Origin of the sequence: Burkholderia sp. SRS-W-2-2016 (assembly GCF_001931485.1) — a bacterium.
Taxonomy (GTDB): domain Bacteria; phylum Pseudomonadota; class Gammaproteobacteria; order Burkholderiales; family Burkholderiaceae; genus Paraburkholderia.
Map to the genome: position 1 here is coordinate 56,341 of NZ_MSDV01000001.1, position 21,579 is coordinate 77,919.

Here is a 21,579-nt window from a genome sequence, read left to right on the forward strand (position 1 = left end):
TCAGTTCTTCAGCAAAATGGTCAGCAGGTGACTGGCGTGGTCTCGCGCTACGGCGCGCTGCCAGCCTGCCAGCGGCACCAGCAAGCTGCTGATGCGCCTCTTGATTTCGGGGTGCAAGTCGTGCATGGCCTTCCAGTGGCCCGATGCCATGGTATGGCGGAGTTCCTCGTCCTCGAACAGCTTTGTCGTCACGCCCCGGGCCATGTCGCTCGACAGATGCGACTCTAGGTAGTGGAATGCCGCCGAATGAGCCGGGCTGGAAAACCCGGTGTTGTCTTTCTCCTTGATGCGCTGACCGAACAGGTCCAATTGCTCCAGAAACTTCGCTTGGGTGATGCGGCCAGCCTTCTCTTCTTCAAGCAGTTTTTCCATCTCCTCCGCCAACTTGTCGAAGAACACAGGGTCCTTGTCGCGGCCCGTCTCGATAGTGTGTTTCAATTGGTTCTTCATCACCAGCGCCCGACTGCCGGGGCTGGCTAGCTTCTTGAGCCGGTCCATGTCCGAGGCGTCAAGAATCGACACCTCTTTGCCAAGCAGGCTCTTGGCTGGGCTGGCGCTAATGTGTTCATCCAGCAACTGCTGCAGGAGCACGGATTCGAGCTTGGTAATTCGTTCCCGATATGCCGTACCTGGCAATTTGTCCCGCAACATTAGACGGATTTCAGCAAACAGCGTGAAATACGGTTTGAACTCCACGCCACGCACGTCGGGCAGAATGATGTCGATGCTGCGGTTGAACTGTTTAACCAGCTCCAGAAAGTCTTCCACCTTATCCAAGCGGGCTGCCGGGTCGAGGAATGTTTCAGCATCGGCCTTGTAGTCCTCACGCTGGCTGACCGGGTCATGCTTGCGCGGTAAAAGTTTTAGAATCCGTTCGAGAGTCGCTTGCAGCTTGGGCAGCTCGCTTTCCACGCCTTCCCATACCTGGGCAGGCTTGACGTCGCCGCCGTAGATTTTGAGAGCATGGTCCAAGTGCTCCACCACACCGTGGTAGTCCACAATGTAGCCTGCGTTCTTGCCTGCCAAGGTCCGGTTAACGCGTGCTATGGCTTGCAGCAGGGTGTGTTCTTTGAGCGGCTTGTCTAGGTACATAGTGCCGACAATCGGCGCATCCCAGCCAGTGAGCAGCATGTCGGACACGATGATGAGCCCGACGTTGTTGGCATGTACCTTTCCGTCCTTGCCCTTCACTTCATCGCCATAGGGCAGCGGAAACAGCTTGCTGACGAAGTTGGCAATCTGCTCGGTCGGCATGGCGACCGGCACCTTGCCGGCCTTGATTTCCCCGCGCACGCGCTCTTCGATGGTGCGGACCTTGTCGGCGCTAACTCCCTTCTCTGCAGCGGCCTCTTTTTCTGATGCACCGGTGCGCGAAGCCGTGATATTGGCCAGCGACACCACCACTCGACTCTCGAAGGTGGGCAACCCTTGCTCGCCACGGTCCTTCATGATGGCGTCGAGCAGGTCTTTGTAGCGTACGGCCATCTCGCGGCCGTCGCACACAAGCATGCCCTTGAGGCCCTTAGCCTGCACGTTGTTCAGAAAGTGCTCAACAAGATGGTGAGCCACTTTTTCCATGCGGTCGCCGGCTTGTCGCCAGCGGGTGAGCAGTGCCTTCTTCAATGCATGCTGCCGCGCCTCGGGCTCGCTAATGAATTGCCCTTTGAACGCTTGGTCGAGGCCGACATCGGGCGCCAGCGCCACCCAGGCGTCCTGATACTTGATGGGCAACGTGGCTCCATCGGCCACGGCCTCATGCAGCCGATACTCGTCGATATATTCACCGCCGCCAAATTCGGCCAGGGTATGTTTGTCGTCGTTCTGCAACGGCGTACCGGTAAAAGCAATGAACTTGGCCTTTGGCAGACTGGCGCGCATAAAGGCGGCCAGAAAGTCGTACTGGCTACGATGCGCTTCGTCCACCAACACATAGAAGTTGGGTTTGGTGCTCAGCACGCGGAAGTTCACCTTCTCGCGGTGGACTTCTTCCCACTTGGGCGACAACAGCGCTCCGTCCGCATCGTACTGACCGAAATTGACATTGCGCTCTTCGACCATGAAGAAGTTCTTGCCGTCACGCACACGCCGGTGGCGCGTCGCTTGGATGGTGTCATCCTCATACTCAGAAGGTTCGGCCGAAGCCTCCGCGTCAGCATCTGTCTCGTCCTTCTCCTGAAATTTTTGGACCGTGCTCGTGAACACGCTGCCGTAATCATTCGACAGCATCTTGACCAAACCATCAACGGACACGGCCTGGATGGCCTTGATGCCCACAGCGTGGAAAGTGTCGAAGATTTGCTTGTCGAGGTCGCGTCGGTCGGTCAGCACCAGCACCGTCGGGTTGTCCAAGCCAGTGCTTTCGGCGCGCAACAGGCGAGCAAGCAGTGCCATGGTGAGCGACTTGCCGCTGCCTTGGGTATGCCACACGACACCGCCGAGTGGCTTTGGTGCAGTTAGCCGCTGCACCGTCTTACGCACGGCTCGCCACTGCTGGTAACGCGGCAGCTTCTTGACCGTCTTGCCATCGCGGGTTTCGAACAGCACGTAATGGGTAATGAGCTCCAGAAAGCGCGCGGGCTCGAACAACGCCCACAGCAACTCATCTTGTTCGCTCGGCTCATCCGCCAACAAAGCCGTCACCTCGGCACGCTCAGCGTCTTGCAGCCGATAGTGCGCATAGAACGCCGGGGGCGTGAAGATGGAGCCATACAGCCCTTGCCGGCCATTCAACCCTACGCTGACCTGATTGAACACAAACTGGGCCGAGAAGGTCGCCCGGTAACCATCCAGTTGCGCAAGGGCTTCATCCAGCCTGTGGTGGCTGGCCTTGCACTCGATGATGGCCATGGGCAGGCCGTTGACGAACAGCAGCAGGTCTGGCCGGAACACATCGTCGTCGGCATTGCGGCCCACGTACTGGTCGACTACGTGGAAGTCGTTGTTGGTCGATTTGCTGGCGTCAAAGAAACGCACGCTGCGCGGCTTGCCCTCCGCATCCTTGACCTGGATGTCGGAGCGGTGCACCGCCTGCTCCCAAAACGCCTTGTTGGCGGGTAACAGTTCGTCGTTGACCCGTTTGCGCAGTTCGATGAGGGCGGCGTCCACACCACCGGGTGCGAATGCCAGCCATGGGTTCAGCATCTGCAACCGGGGCTTGAGGACATTTTCCAACACAGGGGCAAGGTGGCGGTGTTCGACCGCGACCTGACCGCCCGGCAGGTGGATGTAGCCCAGCTTGACCAGCCAGTCGATGGCTGGAATTTCAACGCCGGTCTTTTCTGCGTTGCCCATGTCTGGGTTCCTTTTTGTTCTTATAGTGTCGTGTGCTCAGGCTACCACTTGCTCGGTAGCTTCCAACTTGACGCGCCATTCGCCGGTCAGGAGCTTTTGCATCAGGCCGCGTTTGAGCGTCTGTAACCTCTCGCGCTTGGTTTCCAGCAAACCGATTTTGCTTTGGACAGCGTCAAGAGTTTTATTTATCGCGAACTGCTCGGGCAATGGCGGAACCGGGACTTTGATGTCAGCCAAGGCCGACAAGCCCAAAGTCTTGTTTCGTCCTGCCCCTCCTGGCGAGGCGAGGCCAATCGCTGTCAAACCTGGCGGGGTTAGAAGGTATCGGGCGACAAAATCGGTACTGGCTCTTGCGCGGTCAACCTCGCAGGTTATATACCTGTGCGAGCCATATCGACCATCATCTTCCGGTTTAGCCACAGCAATTGCACCTTCCCAGGCGAACACATTAGAAAGTAGTAGGTCACCGGTCTTGATAACAAACAGCCGCTTGTTTCCCACTTCAACGCCGCTCAACGCTGGCTTGTGGAATGTGCCTCTACCAAATGAACGAAGACCGAGTTCCGGGTAGCTCCCCTCTAATTGAACCTCAACTTCACGCCGAACGATGGGCGCAACTACGCCCATTCTCACCCACTGCCAACTGGCAGGATATGTTTGGGAGCCAACCTTCCTAAAGCTGTCATGCTTGACCCATCGCCCACCGGCATCCTGCATACCCATGCCTCGGCTGAATAGCGTCTGTATTAGCCCACGCTTAAGAGTCTGGGTGGCTTCAATCTGGCGGGCGATTACATCCAACTTATCGTAGACGGCGGTGAGGATGACAGCAATTTTTTGTTGCTCGGGGATGGAGGGTAGCCCAATTTCATATTCGCGCAGAAAGTCAGCGGGAACACGCTTTTGTCCCGCGGAACCGACCATGCTTCGCTCACCGCTTCGTCGAAACGATTCATCGCGCGTATGCAAATGCAAAAAGGATGGCAGGGCATGCCCCTTCTTTGCGCGAATGACATGAAATTCGGTACTACCGAAACCAATCCCACTAAGCAGACTTGTCGCGAGTGCACCCTTGCCATTTTCGAAGCACGGCGTAATCTTGGCTACCAAGACATCATTCTCAACAAATGATGTGAAACCCTTTGCCACATCTTGATAGTTACGTATCTGCCTGCCAATTACCCGCCCATCTTCGGAAACGTCGCCCATGGCCAGAAAGGACACTTCATCGTTTTCTGAGTCGGGCTTGGCGCGACCGGGATTGATGTCGGCGATGTCAGACAGTTTCGAAACGCGCCAATCTACGGGAACTTGACCAGTGGCTGCATTCTGGCAATCCAGCAATTTCGCCCCCATCATGCTCCAGCCTCCCGTAGCCCCAACTCGACCAAATAGCTATTTAGCTGCACATCAATCTGCGCCTCTTCATCCGCCAGCACTTCAAGCTGCGCCAAGGTTGCGGCCACATCCACCGTCTCTTCCACCTCACCGTTATCGATGTAGCGGGCAATGTTGAGGTTGCCGTCGTTCTTGCGAATCTCCTCCACCGTCACTACGCGGCAGTAGTTTTCCACCTCGGTTTGATGGTCAAACGCCGCCTTGTGTGCAGCCACGATGTGGGCGATGTCTTCCGGGCGTAGCATGTTCTGCGCTTTGCCTTCTAGGTAGTCCCGGCTGGCGTCGATGATGATGACCTTCCCCTTGAGTGCCGCCGGCTTGCGCTTGTTTAGCACCAACACGCAGGCCGGGATGGCGGTGTTGTAGAACAGCGCCGAAGGTAGGCCTATGATGGCCTCAATCAGGTCACCCGGTTGGTTACCGCTGGCGGAATCAGTGCCGAACAGCAGCCCTTCACGAATCTTGCCTTCCTCGCCACTACGAAATAGCACGCCGTGCGGCAGGATTACGCCCATGCGGCCATCGGCCTTCAGACTAGCAAGCATATGCTGGGCGAAAGCCAAATCAGCATAGCCGCGCGGCGGGACGCCGTAACCAAAGCGGCCATAAGGGTCGCTGACCAGCTTGTAGTTGGGCGCCTTGGGCTTCTTTTCACCCTCCTGCTCAGCTTCGGCAGCGAGTTCCAGCGGCGCCCACCATGCCTTGGCGGAAAACGGCGGATTGGCAATCACCCGGTCGAAGGTTTTCAGGTAATCGCCGTCCAGGTGCTTGGGTTCGACCAGCGTGTCACCGCGCTCAATGTCAGCCCGCATGTTGTGCAGGTACAGGTTGAGCTTGGCTATGGCCCAGGTGCCCAGGTTCTTTTCTTGGCCATAGAGCAGCACATTCGGCTTGCCACCCAGCAACGTGCCGCCTTGCAACTCGGCGATGTGGTGGGCGCTTTCTACTAGCATGCCGCCGCTGCCGCAGGTGGGGTCGTACACGCTCATGCCCGGCCTCGGGTCGAGCAGCCCAACCACCAACTGCACCACGCCCTTAGGCGTGTAGAACTCGCCCCCCTTCTTGCCTGCGTCGTCAGCAAACTGCTTGATGAGGTACTCGTAAGCATCGCCCAGCATGTCGGCCTTGTAAAGGTCGGCATTGCCCAGCTTGTACTGGTTGAAGTGGCGCAGCAGGCGTTGCAACGTATGGTCGGACAGCACACGCTTATCGCCGTACTGGGTGGCGGTCAGTACGTGTTGCAGGTCGGTGCCTTTCACGCCGGCTTCGATGTCGTGGAAGGCTTTGTCGAGTGCCTCGCCAATGTTCTCGGTGCGGGTAATGAGCCAGCCCCAGCGCGCAGTTGACGGGAAGGCGCCCTGGTCCTCGCAGACTTCGGCATCGGCCTCTGCCTGACTCAAGCCTTCATCTGCCATCAACTGGTTGACGCGCTCTTCGAACACGTCGTTGAAACGCTTGAGGAACAAGAGCCCGAAGATGTAGTTCTTGAAGTCGGACGAGTCGATGGAGCCGCGCAGAATATTGGCGGATTCCCAGAGCCAACTCTCCAGAGCTTCGAGGGTAAGTTGATTAGCCATGTCGATATTCGAGTCTAGTTAAGCTGTTTTGTTGACACTCAAAGCCGCAAAGTTATTGTCGGGCCAACGCCGAGAGGAGATGTTCACAATTTCACCCTCAAGGTTCGCAATCTGGTTTTCGAGTTCGCAGAGCCGGTCATAGTCCTGCCGAATTTCAACATAAGCCTGCTCGGATGGTATCGGCACAGAAACTGTGCTCAACAGTGTCGCGGGACTGATGTGCTGAACACCAGCACCGACCTGAAGTCCGGTTAGTTGAGCTTGGCCATGAGGCGAACGCAGGTACATGAGTAAGACTTCGGGCGACAGATTTTTGTCACCTAAACAGGGATTTAAGCGTAGTGCGAGACAACTCTGCGACAGAATGATTGGTTGGCGCTGCGCAGACGTCCCCATCAACGCAACCCGTCCGACTGAACCCTTGATGGTAATGACAATATCTCCGGGCTGTACCAAAGCCGACGTTTTCGGCGCCGCTTTCAGATAGACGGTTTTCTCAATATCGTGATTGACTGGCCGCCATTGGCGCATATCAGGCAATCCGACCTCTGCGACTTCATAAGGGGTAGTTTCTTTCGCTGATGCAGGTGGTCTGACTGCTTCGCAGATGTCGCCAAGTTTGACGGCAGCATCCCTTAAATCTGCGATACGCTGTAAATAGCGTGACGGCGCGAAACTGAATTCGTTCTCTTCAATTTCATCGTAGCCTACGTGGCGAGCCTTATCCGATTCGAGCAAGCCAAGTGCAATTTCCCGGCCGGCCGACACAATGTCACCGGCCTCAACAAGTGCGCGTCGACCATGCCCGAGGTCGGCCATGTAAACAGTGTCTGGAGCGGCATCGTTGCTCATCACAGTAATAGCGCCTGCGATACCACTAGACCCAAACACGCCCGGCGGCAGTGTGACAACCGCTTTTACCCGACTGCCTTTTCCATCCCGGTGAAGTAGAGTTTCTCGCAAACGTTGCTCTTGACCTTTGTTAAACAAGACACCCTGAGGGGTGAGGAAAACAGCTCGCTTGTCGATTCGGTTAGCAAACTCGGACAACGCCCAAGACTCGCTGCGTGCATATTGCTCATGGGTACGTGTTTTCATGATGTCCCATGTCAACACATGTTGGTCCCTAATCCGCATACCGACTGGCGGTACGATAAGCGCATAGTCTGCTCGCAGCACCGGTCGGCCAACCTCATCTCGGTCGACTTCGGTACGGACGCGCGAAGGGCGGCACTGACCGGTTTCAATCATCAGCAAAAGCTGTCGGCTAACTTGCGAGACGGTTAGCGGAGAGGCTGAAAGCACGCGCCACCCACGACGTAATGTCTCTACGGTCAGCTGTCCCTTACCGTCGAATGGAATCCAGACCTCACTGTCTGCCGGCGCATCAACCATATCCATTAATAACGCAGCCAGTTCCGGCACTACAGTCCCATCTGCGGCATCTGTGCGGCTACCCGCGTCAGTAATGCATGGCAAAATGTCCCAAGGATGTTGACCCAACTCCATCGCCAATTCAGAGACGATAGCTGTCGCAGCATCCCGCCGTCCTCCATTATGAGCAACTGCCTGCGACTGTTGCGTCGCAATTGCGTCGTACAGTTCCTTCGGGAAGTCCGCGCTCAATAACAAGCGCCATGCATTCGGCTCAGCAAGCTGGTCAATCGTTGAGATGCCATTGACTTGTTCTGTAACGACCATCCGGCCGGCGGCGAGCCAGGTCAGCGCAAAGAGCTGCGCATCGTAGATTCCGCCAAGTCGCGCCAGGTTGGTCAGTTTCCAGTATGCCCGGGCGGCGGGTGATTCGATTTGTTCCATGGCGTCTTCTTAATTGTGACGATGCCCCACCGTGATGACTGTCTGGTCGTCAGCGCTAACGACGACGTAGACTCCGGCGAGAGCTTCTACCTGTTTCGTGCGACCCACCACCCGGCGCAGAGAGTCAAGCGCATCCGCAGTCATGAGATAGCGGATGCCTCCGCGCCCGTCGAACTCGCGCTGGCCATACGCCAGTAGTAGCGGTAGCGCGACCTTGTCGATTCCTCGCTGTTGTGCGCGCTTGTCTGCGTGTCGAGACATCGCTGCACGACGGTCACGTGCAGATTCAAACCCAAGATTGTTATCGCTCATCACGACCTCATCTTTGCCATGGATTGAATCGTAGCACGCTACGAAACTAATGGGAAGAACTTTCTTGCACTCGTTCGACGCGTAAATGGGCACCGAACCGGAGCACATTCCCGCATTCATTCGCCCAGCTTGAAAGTTCTTTCTCTCTTGACTACGGTAAACAGGCGTCGGTGCAATGCCGACGAGCAGTTTTGAGAATGGCTCTGCGAACGCAATGCCGACCCGCCAATGCGGATGTGCCCCTATTTATGAGAGGGTACGAAAACGTCGGAGCGAGCGATGAGGCGGGTCACTTTCGATGGTGTGCGGCGGGACCTAGTCCTGCGGATGGTGAAGAAAAATAGTTGCATGCTCTTCACCATATTGGGTGTGCGTGAGATTGCCATCCTAGGTCGGGACACCGCCCCTGTGTCCTCGCACCACCAGGCGTTTTTCCCGCTGCGTGCGAGCCGAAAAGCATGCTTGGCGTACCTATGCCACGCCAAATCACACTACTCAACTCATTGTTTTAATTCAAATAAGTATTGGGCCTGTAACGTTTCCATTACAGACTTGTCGCGTCGGCGTTACGGGCCTGTAACGCCTGTCGCACAAGCCTGTAACGCGAAAAAAAATTTCGCGGGTCTCTTCCTCGGCGGGGCAAGACTTCGCTCGTGTAACGTCTGTCGCGCCGGCCGTTTGGCCGATAAATTTCCCGAAAATCGTGTCGTTAGCTCTGCAGTTACCCATTCGTTGAACTGCATCGTGTACGACCGAAATCGCCCTTCCGCATCCCCAGACCACCTCCGACCAGTCGGCATGGCTGCATGCATTACCGCGCCCGACACCTCATCGACCAACTTGCATCTGATGTCAGGAGGTGCACGATGAGCCGCACCGCTCACACCTACGGCCGCCGCGGTCGCCTGAGTTCCGCGAACAGCGGCGTTCGCGAAACTGCACCGACCTACGGCAAGCCGCACAACAGCTCGTTCAGCGAAAAAGCAGACGGGCACTTCAAGGTCGAGCTCAACAACGAGCGGCTGGTGGCGCATCTGCTCATCATCGACCCGCGCGTCAAGGCATTTCAGCCGCAGCCGTTCACCGTTGACCTGATTGAGCAGCGCATGCTTTTCACGCGCGACGCGGTTCGGACGGCGTGGCACAAGCATCGTGAAATTCCTGGCCCGAAGTTGTACACGCCGGACTTCAGCGTCGACTGGACGGGTGGCTTGCATCAAGCCATTGAGGTCAAGGGCGAAGGCAACGAAGGCGACGACGTCTACTGGGACAAAATCGCACGTGCGCGCCCAATTCTGGCGGCGAATGGCTATCCGTTGCGCAGTGTTGTCGTCCCCAAAAACGGCAGGCATCCGCTCCGGATGAACCCCGGTGTCCTGAAACAAGCCATTCACCGGCTCGATGCCTGGCTCACCGATGAACTCGTTGCGCGCGTCACGCGTCGCTGCGAAGGCGGTCCCGTATCGGTTGGTGCATTGTGCGCGGACCTTCAGCTCCTGTCGGGGCTGATTCCTGTTCTGTTAGTCGGCGGCGTTATCGCGGGCGACATCGCGCATCACACCATCTGCTCAACGCTCGAAGTCAGCCTGGCATATGGCGACCTCTCGCACCTGTATCTCCTCGAAGAAATGGAAAACGCGCAGGAGATGAACGGATGATTACCACCTTGCAGCTGCGAGACCGCCTCGCGCCACCGCGAAATCACGATGCGTACATGGAGGTGCTGGACCCGCATCCGCACGGCGGGTGCATCAAGGTATTCGACTCCACCGAAAGGCAGGACCGGTACATTCCAATCGCGCAAATTCATGACGAAATTTATCGCGGGAAGATAACTGTGCTGCGCGCAGGCAAGCCGCGTTACAGTCTTGCCGCGCAACCTGATGATGCTGAGCTGCATGAAAATAATCAGTTCGCCCGCAAAATCATGGGGAGAATCAAGGAGATTCAGAAACAGCGCGGCGTAAGCTTCCGGCATGCCTACCAGCTGATGGCCGATGAGTATGAGAAGAACGCCTCACAGGATTCACGCCCGCTGCCCAGGCAGGCAACGATGTACCGGTATCGCGAACGCGACCTGGCTGGCGAACCGATGCTGCGAGGTAAGGCGAATCAGGGAAACCGGTCGTTGCGGCACCCCATCGAAATCATCAACACAATTTGTGTGGTTGCCGAAGACCTCTACCTGGTCCCACATTCGCGTTTGACGCTTGCGGACGTTCTGAACGAAGTCAACATGCGGGTGCATGGCGAGCTTCACCCGAAAGTCGCGCGCCCAATCAGTCTCAGGTTTATCCAGAAGACCATTCAGCGTTACCTGTCCGCCGACCCTGAGCACGACCGGATGCTTCCCGAGGACGCGATTGCGGGCAAATCCATCGCAGCGAAGCGCATCATCGCTGACCTGCCGCTCCAGCGCGTCGAACAGGATGCCGTGCATCTGCCGTTCTATGTTGAAACGGAAGATGGGGTTACCAGCGACCTCTGGCTGATACATGCCATTGATTGTGCGACGAGCTACCCACTGGGCTGGCGCCTGGTTGTAGGGTCGCCGACCGAACGCGAGGCGCTCGCATGCATCGAAATGTACATGGCACCGCTCAAGCTGAAGCAGCTCAAAGAGCTGGGGGTCGACCACGAGATGAACATCTGCGGAACACCCGGCCTCCTCGTTTTCGACAACGGTCCAGAAAACAAATCGGCGCGTATCGATAACCTCGAGAAACTGGGAACGGAGACCCGGTACTGCCGGGGTCGGGCCGGGCAAGAAAAACCCTTCATTGAACGCCTGAACCGCTCGCTGAAAGAAGCCATCGGCAAGCTCACCGGCAGCACGAGATTTGACGATGAGGACGGAACACGCGACCCGGTGAAGTTAGGCGACCATTTCAAGACGAAAGAAGAACTTGAGCGCTGGATTGTTCGCTGGTACTACGAGAAGTGGATTCACAAGCCGCTCAAACGCCTGGAATGGGATGTGGTGTTGTCCGAATCGCTCGAGGGGGGTACGCCTTACGAGCGGTGGAAGTATTTTGAATCTTCGTGCTACGCAATTTCGCTGCCTCCGTCGCGTGCCGAATGGCTTGCGGCACTTTACTCGCACGTCGAGCGCAAGCTGAGTCGTAACACCGGCATCACGATTGACGGGTTCCATTTCAAGGGCGACAACCTGCCTGGTCTGATTGCCAGGTATGGTGAGCAGCAGTATCTGCACGTGCTCTATAACCGCGACGATTTCCGCGAGGTCTACATCTACGACGGCGATGACGTTCCGCTCATCGAGCTGAAGAACGAGCTCGCGACAGAGGAGACGCCTGCGTACTCGTTCGCAGAGGCTAAGGAGAAGCTCAAGAAGCACAGGGCAGGCTTTAAACCCGCTCCCCAGGCTGAAAAGTTCGACCATGACCTGCACCAGGAGATTATGTCTGACGCACGGACGCCGAAGCGAAAACGACCGAGCCGACGTCAGCAAAACCAGGAAACAAAGGCCCGCACCAGGGAAACCGAAGCCGTCAAGCGCGCGGCCCGGCGGCCAGCACCACCGCTGCATCCTTCGGCGCAGCCGTCGCACACCACGCCATCAGCAGCGCCGTCGGCTACCGCGTCGTTTGCCGACATCCCTCCACTTGCCATGCTGAACCGCAACAACGGGGAGGAGTTGATTTGACACCCGCACAAAAACTGCTCGTCGCCATTGAGACGTGTGAGCTTCCACATCCGCACTTCATGGAGCATTTTCAGCCGCTGAAGCAGCGCATCGAAAATGCGCTGGCCGGCCGTGCAAGTCGCATCGAGCGAATCATGGGCCCTTCACGAGTGGGCAAGAGCATGCTTATCAACGCGCTGGTGCGCGAATTTGGCGAAACGAAGATTGATGGGCGGCGTCGGGTCCCGGTACTCGTTGTTCAAGTTCCCACTCCAGCCACCACGCTGGAGCTGCCGAAGAGCGTGGTTGCTGCGCTTGGCATGCCCGTTCAGCGCAGCATCACGTCTGGAGCCATGGGCACCCGCATGCTCGAACAGTTGAAGCTGGTCGGTACGCGGGTGATTATTTTCGAAGAAGCCAGTCACCTCGTAGAAGAAGGTTCGCGCGTTCCCGTACGAGCGGCTGCTGACTGGTTCAAGGCATTGGCCGACTCGCATAACTTGACGCTGCTTCTGTTTGGCGTGCCGCGCCTGAAAATCCTGTTCGATAACAACGAACAGTTACGACTGCGCGCATCCGCGCCGCGTCTTCTTCTGCCTTACGACTCCCGAGTCTCCGATGACATGCGGGCATTTCACTCTTGCGTTGCCGCATTCGCCAATCTCTTCGCGGAACACCGGTTCCCAATTGCGTCGTCACCCGCCGCACTCACGTACCAGTGCTATTTGCTGAGCGGAGGCCTGATAGGCATCGTGAGTCGATTCATGCAGGAACTCGCAGACAGGATGGCTTCCGAGGCCCCGCGCACGCTGACGTTTGCCGATTGCCACGAAGCCCTCAAGGGAGTAACGGCAACCGGTTCTCCCAATTTTCCGGCATTCGAAAGTCCAGATACGGTTGAAAACGCAGTCGCTCCCGCCGCACTGCATCAGGCATTTTTGCAGGTGATGCGCGAAAACGACCTAGCTGTGCCCATCATCAAAAACAAATCGGAAGCTGTGCAATGAGCCTCGCGGTCACCTACCCTCCGAAAAACGACGAATCCGGACTTGGCTACTATCGCCGGCTCGCCCCAGACAACGTCCTGTCGAACTGGCGGGAACTTGCTGGGCTTGCTGGCGTACAGCGCAATCGCAGTGCACTGCTCGGCCATGCCGACTTTGTTGCGTCCCGGCTCGGCCTGGAAAGCGCGTGGACGCACTTCGCAAGCCATCAGGATGCCGCGTGCCGTAGCTGGGGACGCTTGCATCGTGCCCAGGTAGATGCAGTGTGCCCAGCCTGCTTGTCCGAAGACCGTTACCTGCGGCACTACTGGGAGCACACCTACGTCACAGCTTGTCCAAGGCACGGCATCCACCTGGTCGACCAGTGCCACGAGTGCGGGGAATATCTTTCTCCGCACCGGTACCACATCGACCAGTGCGATTGCGGTGCAGACCTGTGCCGGCTTCCACGAGTTGCCGCAACGCCGGCCCAACACTGGCTCTCGGAGCTGATTGGCAGCTCAGGAGAACAGTCCGGTGGTGTTGCGCCTGGGGTGTGCCACGTCGACATCGCCAGTCTGGCCAAGCTGGTTCGAACACTTTGCCTGCATGCAGACCCCACGGCGCCCGGGGCACATCGCGGTGCCGCGCTCCCTAAATCCATCACCGAAGCAATCGAATTTCTGGCGCCTCTGGAACCGTTTTTGCACGACTGGCCGACTGGGTTTCAGAAACATGTAGAGCGACGCATTGCTGCCGGAAAGCAGGATGCCCGAACATTGAACTCCCTGCTCGGCCCGTGGTATGCCAGCCTGCGCGTGCTTTGTGTTGGCACTGCGCTGGAGCCATTCATGCAGGCAGTCGTTGACGTCGCAGCGGAGAAGTTCGACGGTGTGCTTGGAATGGATGCGACGAAGTCCATTGCCGAAGCTGCAACGGACTATGTCCGATTGCCGGATGCAGCCAAGGCTATCGGCGTCAGCGCATCTCGTCTGCGCAAGTCGATGGAAATCAGGGAGTGCAGTTTCCGCACTCGCCGACTTGGAACCCGAGGACAGATTTACGAAATCCCCCGTGCGGAAGTTGCTCGTATCCAGCAGCGACGCGCGGAGTGGGTTTCTGATGAGCACGCCTGCGAACTGGCAGGCGTACCTCATTCGGTACTTGCCCACATGAAGGCAGCCAAGGTCATTCTGTCGGATGTGCGCTGGCGCGAAGACCTGTTCAAGGCGGGCCAAGTCGAGCGCCAGTCGGTACTGGATTTGTATTCGCGCGTCAGCCGGGCAGCGGAACCAGCAGCTATCGTGGATGACGCGAAGCTCACGTGGTCGGAGCTGACGAGCCGGAGGATGGGCGACAGGCAGGCCATCCAGTCTCTAATGCAGGCCATGGCAGCAGGTCACGTGAAAGCTGTCGCGCGCGGCCGGACGTTGGGCGACATGGCATTCCGGCGTTCGGATGTCGCCGAATACTTCGGCACGCCGCTACTAGAATCCGGGATGTCCATCCAGCAGTTGACGAAAGCCACAGGCTGGAAATGGGAAAGCATCGCTCACTGGATTGGCGAAGGCCTGCTCGAGTCGGAATCGATTCAGCTTCGCGGGCAGCCGTGTCGTGTCGTATTGCCGAATCAACTGCTCTCGTTCCGGCAAACCTACGTGCCACTGGCTGACCTCGCGCGCGCGATGGGCACGAAGTCATCCGCGTTGTCGCGGTTGCTGCCTGGCATTGAGTTGGTCGGAGCGCAGCGTCTACCTGACGGCGCCACTCGAGGCGGGCTGGTTCGTATTGCAGACCTTGGCCGACTTGCCGTGCTTGGTGCGCGCGCTGGGCATGACCTGTTCGTGTCTGCGCCGCAGGTATGATTTCGTGGCTCATTGCTTTTGATTCCACCAGGCTCAGCCAAAAAACAGATGCATATTTCTTCGCTTCGGGTGGTGAGGCTGAGCCCAGCCCTCCCTGGCATGCCCGGGATGCGCCTTCACTCAGCCACTGCCACCCCGCTTCGGTATGGAGCCGCCTCGCCCGACAGACTTTTCGCCTCGCGCCTCTATCTTCGCCAGCGCGTCGAGCTTCTCACGGCATCCCCCCAGTGCTCGAGTGTCCCCCACGCCCCGGCGGTCAGCACCTCGCCAGCGTGAGCGGCAAGCGACGCCATCACCGAAGCCCATCGACGGATGGGGCGGCCCCGACCATCCAGCGGCATTGCGCGCGGCGGATGGTATGTGCGTCCTTGCAATCAAGTATATGTCGCGCAAGTGAGCATGTTGCGCCGTACACCCGCGCGCCGGCGAGTGTAAGGACGATATTTGTTTTACGTTGCATCGACACGGGGCCGCTTCGCGATTTTTCGTGTCTCAACGATGATGACTTCTGCCCAGGCGGCACGTATGCCGATTCGCATCCAAGAGGTGTTACCTGAGCGAGGCCAGCTCTCAGCTCACCAAGCTGCCAGACGATGTTCTGGCGGGCGCCGGGAAAGTCTTGACGAAGAACGGCGACCCGTTCGTCGCGCTTCTCGACGCGCGTAAGCTGGGCTACTACCGCGCGCTTGAAGCCGAGCGCCGCCTCCGAGTCGTGCTGAGTGATATTGCGAAAGGCGTTGAAGACATGCTTTCAGGCCGCGTGAGTCCTGAGATTGAATTCCTAGAATCAGTTGGGGGTACTAACCCTCAAGACTGGTTTCGTCGGCATCACCGAAGCATACGGCGGTTCTGACGAGCACAGGACGCAGGCGACTGTTCCGCCCGCCTAGGTCACGCGAGACTGACGCGAACGCGGTGCTAGCTCGAATTCCACGAAAATGGGTGTGCCGGCACGGCCCGCGACTATTAGCTCTCGACAGCGAAGGCTCGGAGGAGGTTCGGTGCTTCGCGAGCGCCTGACTTCGGCAATTTCCGCAGCGTATGCCTACTCTTATTTGTCAGCAAACGCCGCAGCGTTTCGCAGGACCTGCTTTGCATCGCCACGCATGAGCGCTTGCAGCGGCGTCGAATTGCCAAGCGTCGTTTTCGGGGTTGTGAAAAACTTCCACTTGCGCCAGCCGGCAGCGTTGCCAAGCCGTCTCGATACCTTCGCCAAAGTCTTACGGTCCAGCTCATCGACCAGGAAGAACGCCGGATAGTAGGCGTCCCTCCCAATCTCAACGCTGAACAGGCGACGGGCGGCGAGGTCCTTGGCGAGCCTGTGCTCGGAGATGCCCGAGGCCGTGAGAAAGTCTGTTAAGTGCAGAAGCTTTCCCTTGGCGATAAGGGCGTAACGTGCCGACTTACCGCGCTTTGAGCCGCGTTTGCCGCCATTCGATGCCGACTGCATTCGACCAGGAGTCGAGCTGACTTCCAAGTTCAAGGCCGTGGACAGGCCAGCGATTCGCATGAGACGGATTTTGAAAAGCCTGCCCAGCTCTGCATCTGGAATCTCAAGAAGCGCAGCAGCGGCCGTGGGGTCGAACAAGACTGCTGCCACGGCGGCCATGTGTATGACTCGCAAGGCCCGGGCGTCGTGATGCGGACTATCTTGGCTTCCATCACTCGCCATCCGTGCCATCCGCTTCTCCCTGGAAATGCGACTTCTTAACAGTCCATGTCTGATGCGCCAGGTTGAACTCGCGTGCGACCTGCTCGCCTTTGCCGCCGGGCGTTGATGGCGGTGCCCAGACTGTCGGAAGCGCCTCTGCCGATAAATCGAGGTCGACTTTCAAAGGGTAGTGCCGTAGGAGACTCGCAGCGACCGACTGTACAAGGCCGTGAATCGTAACTTCGTCCGCGCGAGAGAGTATCTCCAGGAAATCGCGGGTACCGAGCACAGCTTTGGTTCGCTCAGCTGGCGTGGTCATCACGGCCTCTGCACTAGCGACTCGGCCGTGACATCTGTGTAGGACGTGATGTCGTTGACCTTGCACCACCGTTCCCAGAGATACCGACCGTTCTCGGACCATCCACGGGGTCCGACGAGCTGATAGACGCGCCCGGACGACGTGACGCCGCGCAGTACGGCCGGGTCGAACTCTTGAATGGCGGTGCTGACACGGCCGGTGAGGTTGCGCACATCGCAGCCCACGAAATGCCTGGAGCCAAGTTGCGTTTCCAGGATTTGCCAGTCGGAAATTGACATCTCAGGCTCAGCGCTCACATCCGCCACTCTCCAGACAGGCATGGTCACCTCCAGGTCTCAAGCCGCAGGGCGTTCCATCACGCAATATGATGCCGGTCCGCATTGCCGGAGCAGCCCGCGACGCACCTCGACGAGCAACGTGTCTCCACCGGCCACCGTTACCGTGCGTTTTTACACGCGTTCCGCACAGGCGAAATATAGACTTGCCTTGCAGAAAATCAAGAAATTTTTGTCCGCGGCGTTGGCTTACCGAGCCGACGCTCCCGCGACGGCGGCGTCAATCATGTCTCGACTGTCGAGAAAGAACTGGAGGTCAGGGAATCGGCAGACGGTGGCACATTGAAGAAACAATACAGTGGAAAGCGTTCCGTCCACTATCTGGCTCTTCAATGTCTCGGCGGCAACCTCGACGCCGATTTCGGCCAGGCGTTGAGAAAGCAGGATATGGTTCAGCCATGGCTGGGTCACGAGTTCCGCCTGAATGACGTCAGCAGCGCACTTTTCCCAGCTTGCGCCACTGCGCAGCGGAACAGTCCATTGCTCGGGGTATTGGCTTTCCGAGGCGGCCAAGGTTTGAAGGAAGAAGGAAAAGCGGAAGGTGCCGCGCTGGATTTTGCCTTCCACAGAACGTGACGATTCGGACAAGCCCATAGTATTCAGCGCGTCCGCAAGTTGCGCGTAACTCACGTCCCGGCGCGCCAACGCGACCCGGATGGCGCGTGAGGCGAGCTTTGACCAATGAGCGTCGACAGTTACAGGGTTCGCAGGATTCCGCATAGCCATATACCATGAAATGCGTGTAAAAACACACGCAAGCGTTAATTGTGAATGTTGCAGTGGGGTTCCGCAACTGGTGCGGCTAGACAGAATGCAGTGATGGCTGAAGCGATGCGCTCATCGCCGTCAGTAAACGTATATCGGGCAAGGCATTATTCGCCAAATTTACACACGCGTGCTGCTACGCGCTTCGGCTATTCGTTGCAAAGCTTTGGCCGACACGTGCAATCTGGCTTTTTCCAAGTGCCTTGCTTCAAGCGACCATTCCGCTCGCGACGTACCGCCGTTCATGCGCACGGCTTCGCAATTCACCACTCAGCACCGGATGACGCATTTGTTTCCGAACACCAGGAGAACTCGCTCGGCCGAGTTATCAAAGGCCGTGAAAGTCCGCATGGCCGTCGGGGGAAGCGGTGGGGTGATGCCTGATTTCTCGGGCGCCGAAGGCGCCGCAACCGGAACCGCGACGCTAGCTCGGACCTTGGGAAAGCCGGTATATTGGCAACTGGTCGGAAACAAGGGAATGGTATGCAGTCGATTCGCCAAGTTTGCCGTTCGGATGCCAATACCCCAGCAGCTTGGAACGTTAGCGGCCCATCAAGGCCTGCCGTTGACCTCAGGACAGTTTGGCGAGCAGCTTGATGAAGTTGCGCTTCGCGCGATACGTCGCCCGAATCTCTTCCAGTTCACGGGTGAACTCCCCACGTTCATCCAGCCTTGCGCGCAGCATGGCGATGGCCTGCACAATTTCAAATGCCTCGTCATAACGGGCGTTGCGCGAGCCGTTCTCGGCAGCGACCGGCAGCAGGCGGTGATAAAGAGCGATGGCGTCGTGCGGATGGGTTTTGCCGCGGATAGCCGCTATTTCAGGCCACAGCTGAATTGAGACCGGACCTCCGGTGAACGTTTCCCATGCGACGTCGTTCTCCCTCCCGGCCAGAAAAACCCTGACCAGCTCGCTTCGCGTCGCGCGCTGCCAGACGCTGCGCTTCGATTCTGCGACCGACTCCTCCTCGCTGACCAGCGCCCAAAGATGCCTCAGGGCCCGCTCCCGGGTTTCGTCATGCCTGCCGGTGGCGGTAGCGACTTTCATCAAGGCCGAAAAAGCCTCGGCCGTCGACTGCATTTCGTAGCGGCGCCACGCGAACGCATCGGCCTTCTCGAATTCGCTGCGACCCAGATACGCATCAATGCAGAAGTCGAGCAGGCGCTGGTCAAAGCTTTTGCCGGATTCCTTGATGCCGCGCTCGGCCCACGCGAGCCCCTCGTCCGGGCGACCATGCTTCACGCAAAGCTCCGCCACCAGCAGAAAGCGGTACGGACTCGAGAGGTCCTTAGAGCGAATACGAATCAACGTATCCACATCACCGTCGAGTTCGGCCAGCGCTTCCATCGCGTGTTCGAGCTGCATGCGCGGCGAGTCGTATGACCGTCGATATTCCTTGCTTGGCACGAGCGCGGGCAGCGTTTCCCAGGCCTCGCTGACGAGTTCGCGATAGCGGCTCAACCCGTTCTTGCCCAATGGCTGCGCATAGGACGGAAGAACGTTGTAGAACGTGTCCCACTTGCCTTCCGTCTGAAAGCGGAAGAGTCGCTCCGCAAGCTTCACCGGGTCGGGGCCCGTCAACGTGCAGGCATCGAGGTGAACAGACGCCAGCTCGAGGATGGCCGGCATGACGTCTCCACCGGAGTCGTCAATCTGTTCGAGGCTCTTTTCCGCGCCTGCAATCGCCAGCTCGGAAAGTTCGACCACCTGTGCGGCGTGTGGCCCGGCAAGCCTCTGACGCAACATGTCGGCCAGCGACATCAGGCCGTCGCCGTATGCACCGGACTCACGCCAATCCAGCGGCCGGGAAATGCGTGTCGCCTGCCTGACGGCGGCCTTCATGCCGGGCAAATCAGATGCCCCAGCGGCACGCGCAGCGAACAGCAGCTTGTCGCGCAACGTCGGGTCGCGTTCGACGGCGTCCATCAACAATTCCAGAAGCGCGTCCTTGTCCAGCGTCGTCGCGTATTCGCGAATCAGTTCCTCGAAGGTTTTGCGCTTTTTGCGCGGCTTCAACTGAGCCGATTCCTCGGCGTGAAACACCTCATCACCGGAATTTTCGAGCCAGGAAAGCGCGACGGCGACAGCGTGCTTGCAGAACGCGCCTTCGTCGCCTATCGGACAGTTGCACTCATATGCGAGTTCGCCATCGTCGGCGGCAAGCTCAACCCGGTAACGGTGCGTGCCTCGCACGGTGGCGCGAACAACTTCATCGCGCTCTTCAAGGCGGGAGACGACGCCCTCGTGAAAATAGGCCTTGCCGCGCGCAAAGGTCTTCGTGTCGGCGAGCGACTGGACTGCAGCGAGAGTGAGAACCTCGGACAGCTTTGCAGACTGGGACATCGGGTGAGCGGTGAAAACGGATAATGCCGCGACGCGCGGCGCACAGGCACGATGATACGGCGATGAGCAAGCAGGCGGCCAATTTTGAACGTGCGCGTGATGGCCTGAACGCTTGCGAAATGCGATTTAGCCTGGCCGTGGGTCCGTGTCGCCGGGTGGTGTGGTCGAGTTCGGCCCTCATGGAAGCTCTAAAATTGCCTCGCCTATTGCCGCTTGAATCACTGTGACCTGCTCAATCCATGACCAACCTTGACCTCTCATTTGACCCGCACTTCGAAAGGCGCCCAGCGCTGCGGTGGTGGCCGTGGGTCGGCAGCCAGTACGCAAACTCGCCGGTCCGCACCTTGGTCCTCGGGGAAAGCATCTACGAGTGAACGAAGACGCCGCGGGAACAGGAAATCTTTCGGACCCGGTACGCGAGGCCAGATGCGCTGCGTGTCACGCACTTGAACCATGCCCTGCAGTTCAAGCGTAACTCGCGGTACGTGCGGAACATCGAGCGAGCAGTGCTCTGTTCAGCCAAACCGACGAATGACCACAAACTCGCGTTCTGGTCGTCGGTGGCGTATCACAACCTCGTGCTCGAGCCGCTGCGGTCGCTGAAGCACCGGCCGTCACAGCGCCAGTTTCGCGCCGGATGGGACGAGGTGCTCGACCTGGTCAACCCGCTGGCCGTCAAGCAGATACTGGTATACGGCGTCGGGTCAGTCGATGCGCTAAAGGAAGTTGCTGCCCAGCGTCAGCTCCCATGCCGAATCGAGAAGATTCCGCAGAATATCAACAGGTGCTACCCTCGCGCCGGCGCGCTCTCGACAGCTAGCGGAAAAATTCAGTTGCTGTTCGTCCTGCACCCGAGTCGTCCTTTCAGCTGGAAGCCCTGGAGCGCGGTTATCCAGGAGCGGCTTTCACTGTCCGTGGCCGTTTGACGTCCGTCCCCTTCGGCAAAAATGGGTGAATTCCTTCTGCAGGACGGCCACGTGCGACCGTGAGAATGAATGGTACCGGGCATCGACATACCCACCGTCATCGAGTACGTTTCAAATGGACGAGCGGAACGGCGAGCTCGACAGTTTGCTTGGGCGACCATCCGATGGTCACCATCGCTGATGAAGTCTCACCAGCGAGCTCCGTACATTGCCAGTTGTTAAAGAACGTCCGCTCGCCCTTGAGCATGCTGGCTTCTGGCGTCCAAGCGAGGTCGCTCAAATGCTTCTGGCCGAGCAGCCCGGCGGGTGGCGGCAACTCCCTTCGCTCCGGCAACAGCGCCATTGCCGG

16 protein-coding genes are annotated in these 21,579 nt (G+C 58.4%); 5 read left to right on the forward strand and 11 right to left on the reverse strand.

The features are described 5' to 3' along the window. From BTH42_RS00240 to BTH42_RS00260, 5 genes are read right to left on the reverse strand one after another with little or no spacing between them, the layout of a single operon-like run. Complete coding sequence (locus BTH42_RS00240; RefSeq protein ID WP_075294720.1) at positions 1 to 3,291, reverse strand: type I restriction endonuclease subunit R; 3,291 nt, start codon at positions 3,289 to 3,291, stop codon at positions 1 to 3. Positions 3,292 to 3,327: 36 nt separating this feature from the next. Next, a complete protein-coding gene (locus BTH42_RS00245; RefSeq protein WP_075294721.1) occupies positions 3,328 to 4,650 on the reverse strand; it encodes a restriction endonuclease subunit S in 1,323 nt (440 codons plus the stop codon). Continuing rightward, entirely contained in the window at positions 4,647 to 6,266 is a 1,620-nt protein-coding gene (locus BTH42_RS00250; protein WP_075294722.1) for a class I SAM-dependent DNA methyltransferase, read from the reverse strand. The genes BTH42_RS00245 and BTH42_RS00250 overlap by 4 nt, the downstream gene beginning before the upstream one ends. An 18-nt stretch (positions 6,267 to 6,284) precedes the next feature. Next, a complete protein-coding gene (locus tag BTH42_RS00255; protein WP_075294723.1) occupies positions 6,285 to 8,084 on the reverse strand; it encodes a type I restriction-modification system subunit M/S in 1,800 nt (599 codons plus the stop codon). 9 nt (positions 8,085 to 8,093) lie between these two features. Then, complete coding sequence (locus BTH42_RS00260; RefSeq protein WP_075294740.1) at positions 8,094 to 8,396, reverse strand: DUF4258 domain-containing protein; 303 nt, start codon at positions 8,394 to 8,396, stop codon at positions 8,094 to 8,096. A gap of 866 nt (positions 8,397 to 9,262) precedes the next feature. Here BTH42_RS00260 and BTH42_RS00265 point away from each other — a divergent pair. The 4 genes from BTH42_RS00265 to BTH42_RS00280 are packed head-to-tail and all read left to right on the forward strand — an operon-like array spanning position 9,263 to position 14,890. Next, positions 9,263 to 10,054: a hypothetical protein gene (locus BTH42_RS00265; RefSeq protein ID WP_075294724.1), complete on the forward strand. Its 792-nt coding sequence runs from the start codon at positions 9,263 to 9,265 to the stop codon at positions 10,052 to 10,054. Continuing rightward, positions 10,051 to 12,063: a Mu transposase C-terminal domain-containing protein gene (locus tag BTH42_RS00270; RefSeq protein ID WP_075294725.1), complete on the forward strand. Its 2,013-nt coding sequence runs from the start codon at positions 10,051 to 10,053 to the stop codon at positions 12,061 to 12,063. Before BTH42_RS00265 ends, BTH42_RS00270 begins: the two co-directional genes overlap by 4 nt. Next, on the forward strand, positions 12,060 to 13,049 hold the full coding sequence (locus BTH42_RS00275) for a TniB family NTP-binding protein (RefSeq protein WP_075294726.1): 990 nt from the start codon (positions 12,060 to 12,062) through the stop codon (positions 13,047 to 13,049). The genes BTH42_RS00270 and BTH42_RS00275 overlap by 4 nt, the downstream gene beginning before the upstream one ends. Next, a complete protein-coding gene (locus BTH42_RS00280; protein ID WP_075294727.1) occupies positions 13,046 to 14,890 on the forward strand; it encodes a TniQ family protein in 1,845 nt (614 codons plus the stop codon). Before BTH42_RS00275 ends, BTH42_RS00280 begins: the two co-directional genes overlap by 4 nt. Before the next feature lie 1,051 nt (positions 14,891 to 15,941). Here BTH42_RS00280 and BTH42_RS00285 read toward each other — a convergent pair. The 5 genes from BTH42_RS00285 to BTH42_RS00305 all read right to left on the reverse strand — a co-directional run bounded on the left by BTH42_RS00285 (position 15,942) and on the right by BTH42_RS00305 (position 20,304). Beyond that, positions 15,942 to 16,499, reverse strand: coding sequence for a hypothetical protein (locus BTH42_RS00285; RefSeq protein WP_143751938.1), 558 nt, complete (start codon positions 16,497 to 16,499; stop codon positions 15,942 to 15,944). A 52-nt stretch (positions 16,500 to 16,551) separates the two neighbouring features. Further along, positions 16,552 to 16,962 (reverse strand): BPSL0761 family protein, encoded by a 411-nt coding sequence (locus BTH42_RS36260; RefSeq protein ID WP_305954759.1) that lies wholly within the window; start codon positions 16,960 to 16,962, stop codon positions 16,552 to 16,554. Next, positions 16,860 to 17,138, reverse strand: coding sequence for a hypothetical protein (locus BTH42_RS00295; RefSeq protein ID WP_241023644.1), 279 nt, complete (start codon positions 17,136 to 17,138; stop codon positions 16,860 to 16,862). Before BTH42_RS00295 ends, BTH42_RS36260 begins: the two co-directional genes overlap by 103 nt. Positions 17,139 to 17,384: 246 nt before the next feature. Beyond that, the gene (locus tag BTH42_RS00300) at positions 17,385 to 17,921 is read right to left on the reverse strand and encodes a DUF6471 domain-containing protein (protein WP_305954760.1); all 537 of its coding nucleotides are present in this window, start codon (positions 17,919 to 17,921) and stop codon (positions 17,385 to 17,387) included. 610 nt (positions 17,922 to 18,531) lie between these two features. Further along, positions 18,532 to 20,304, reverse strand: coding sequence for an SWIM zinc finger domain-containing protein (locus tag BTH42_RS00305; RefSeq protein WP_075294730.1), 1,773 nt, complete (start codon positions 20,302 to 20,304; stop codon positions 18,532 to 18,534). A 446-nt stretch (positions 20,305 to 20,750) separates the two neighbouring features. Here BTH42_RS00305 and BTH42_RS00310 point away from each other — a divergent pair, with 446 nt between their 5' ends. After that, complete coding sequence (locus tag BTH42_RS00310; RefSeq protein WP_256701676.1) at positions 20,751 to 21,230, forward strand: hypothetical protein; 480 nt, start codon at positions 20,751 to 20,753, stop codon at positions 21,228 to 21,230. A 97-nt stretch (positions 21,231 to 21,327) separates the two neighbouring features. On the opposite strand, the gene BTH42_RS00315 is transcribed toward BTH42_RS00310, so the two are convergent. Beyond that, a complete protein-coding gene (locus tag BTH42_RS00315; protein ID WP_075294731.1) occupies positions 21,328 to 21,573 on the reverse strand; it encodes a hypothetical protein in 246 nt (81 codons plus the stop codon). Positions 21,574 to 21,579 lie beyond the last annotated feature (6 nt).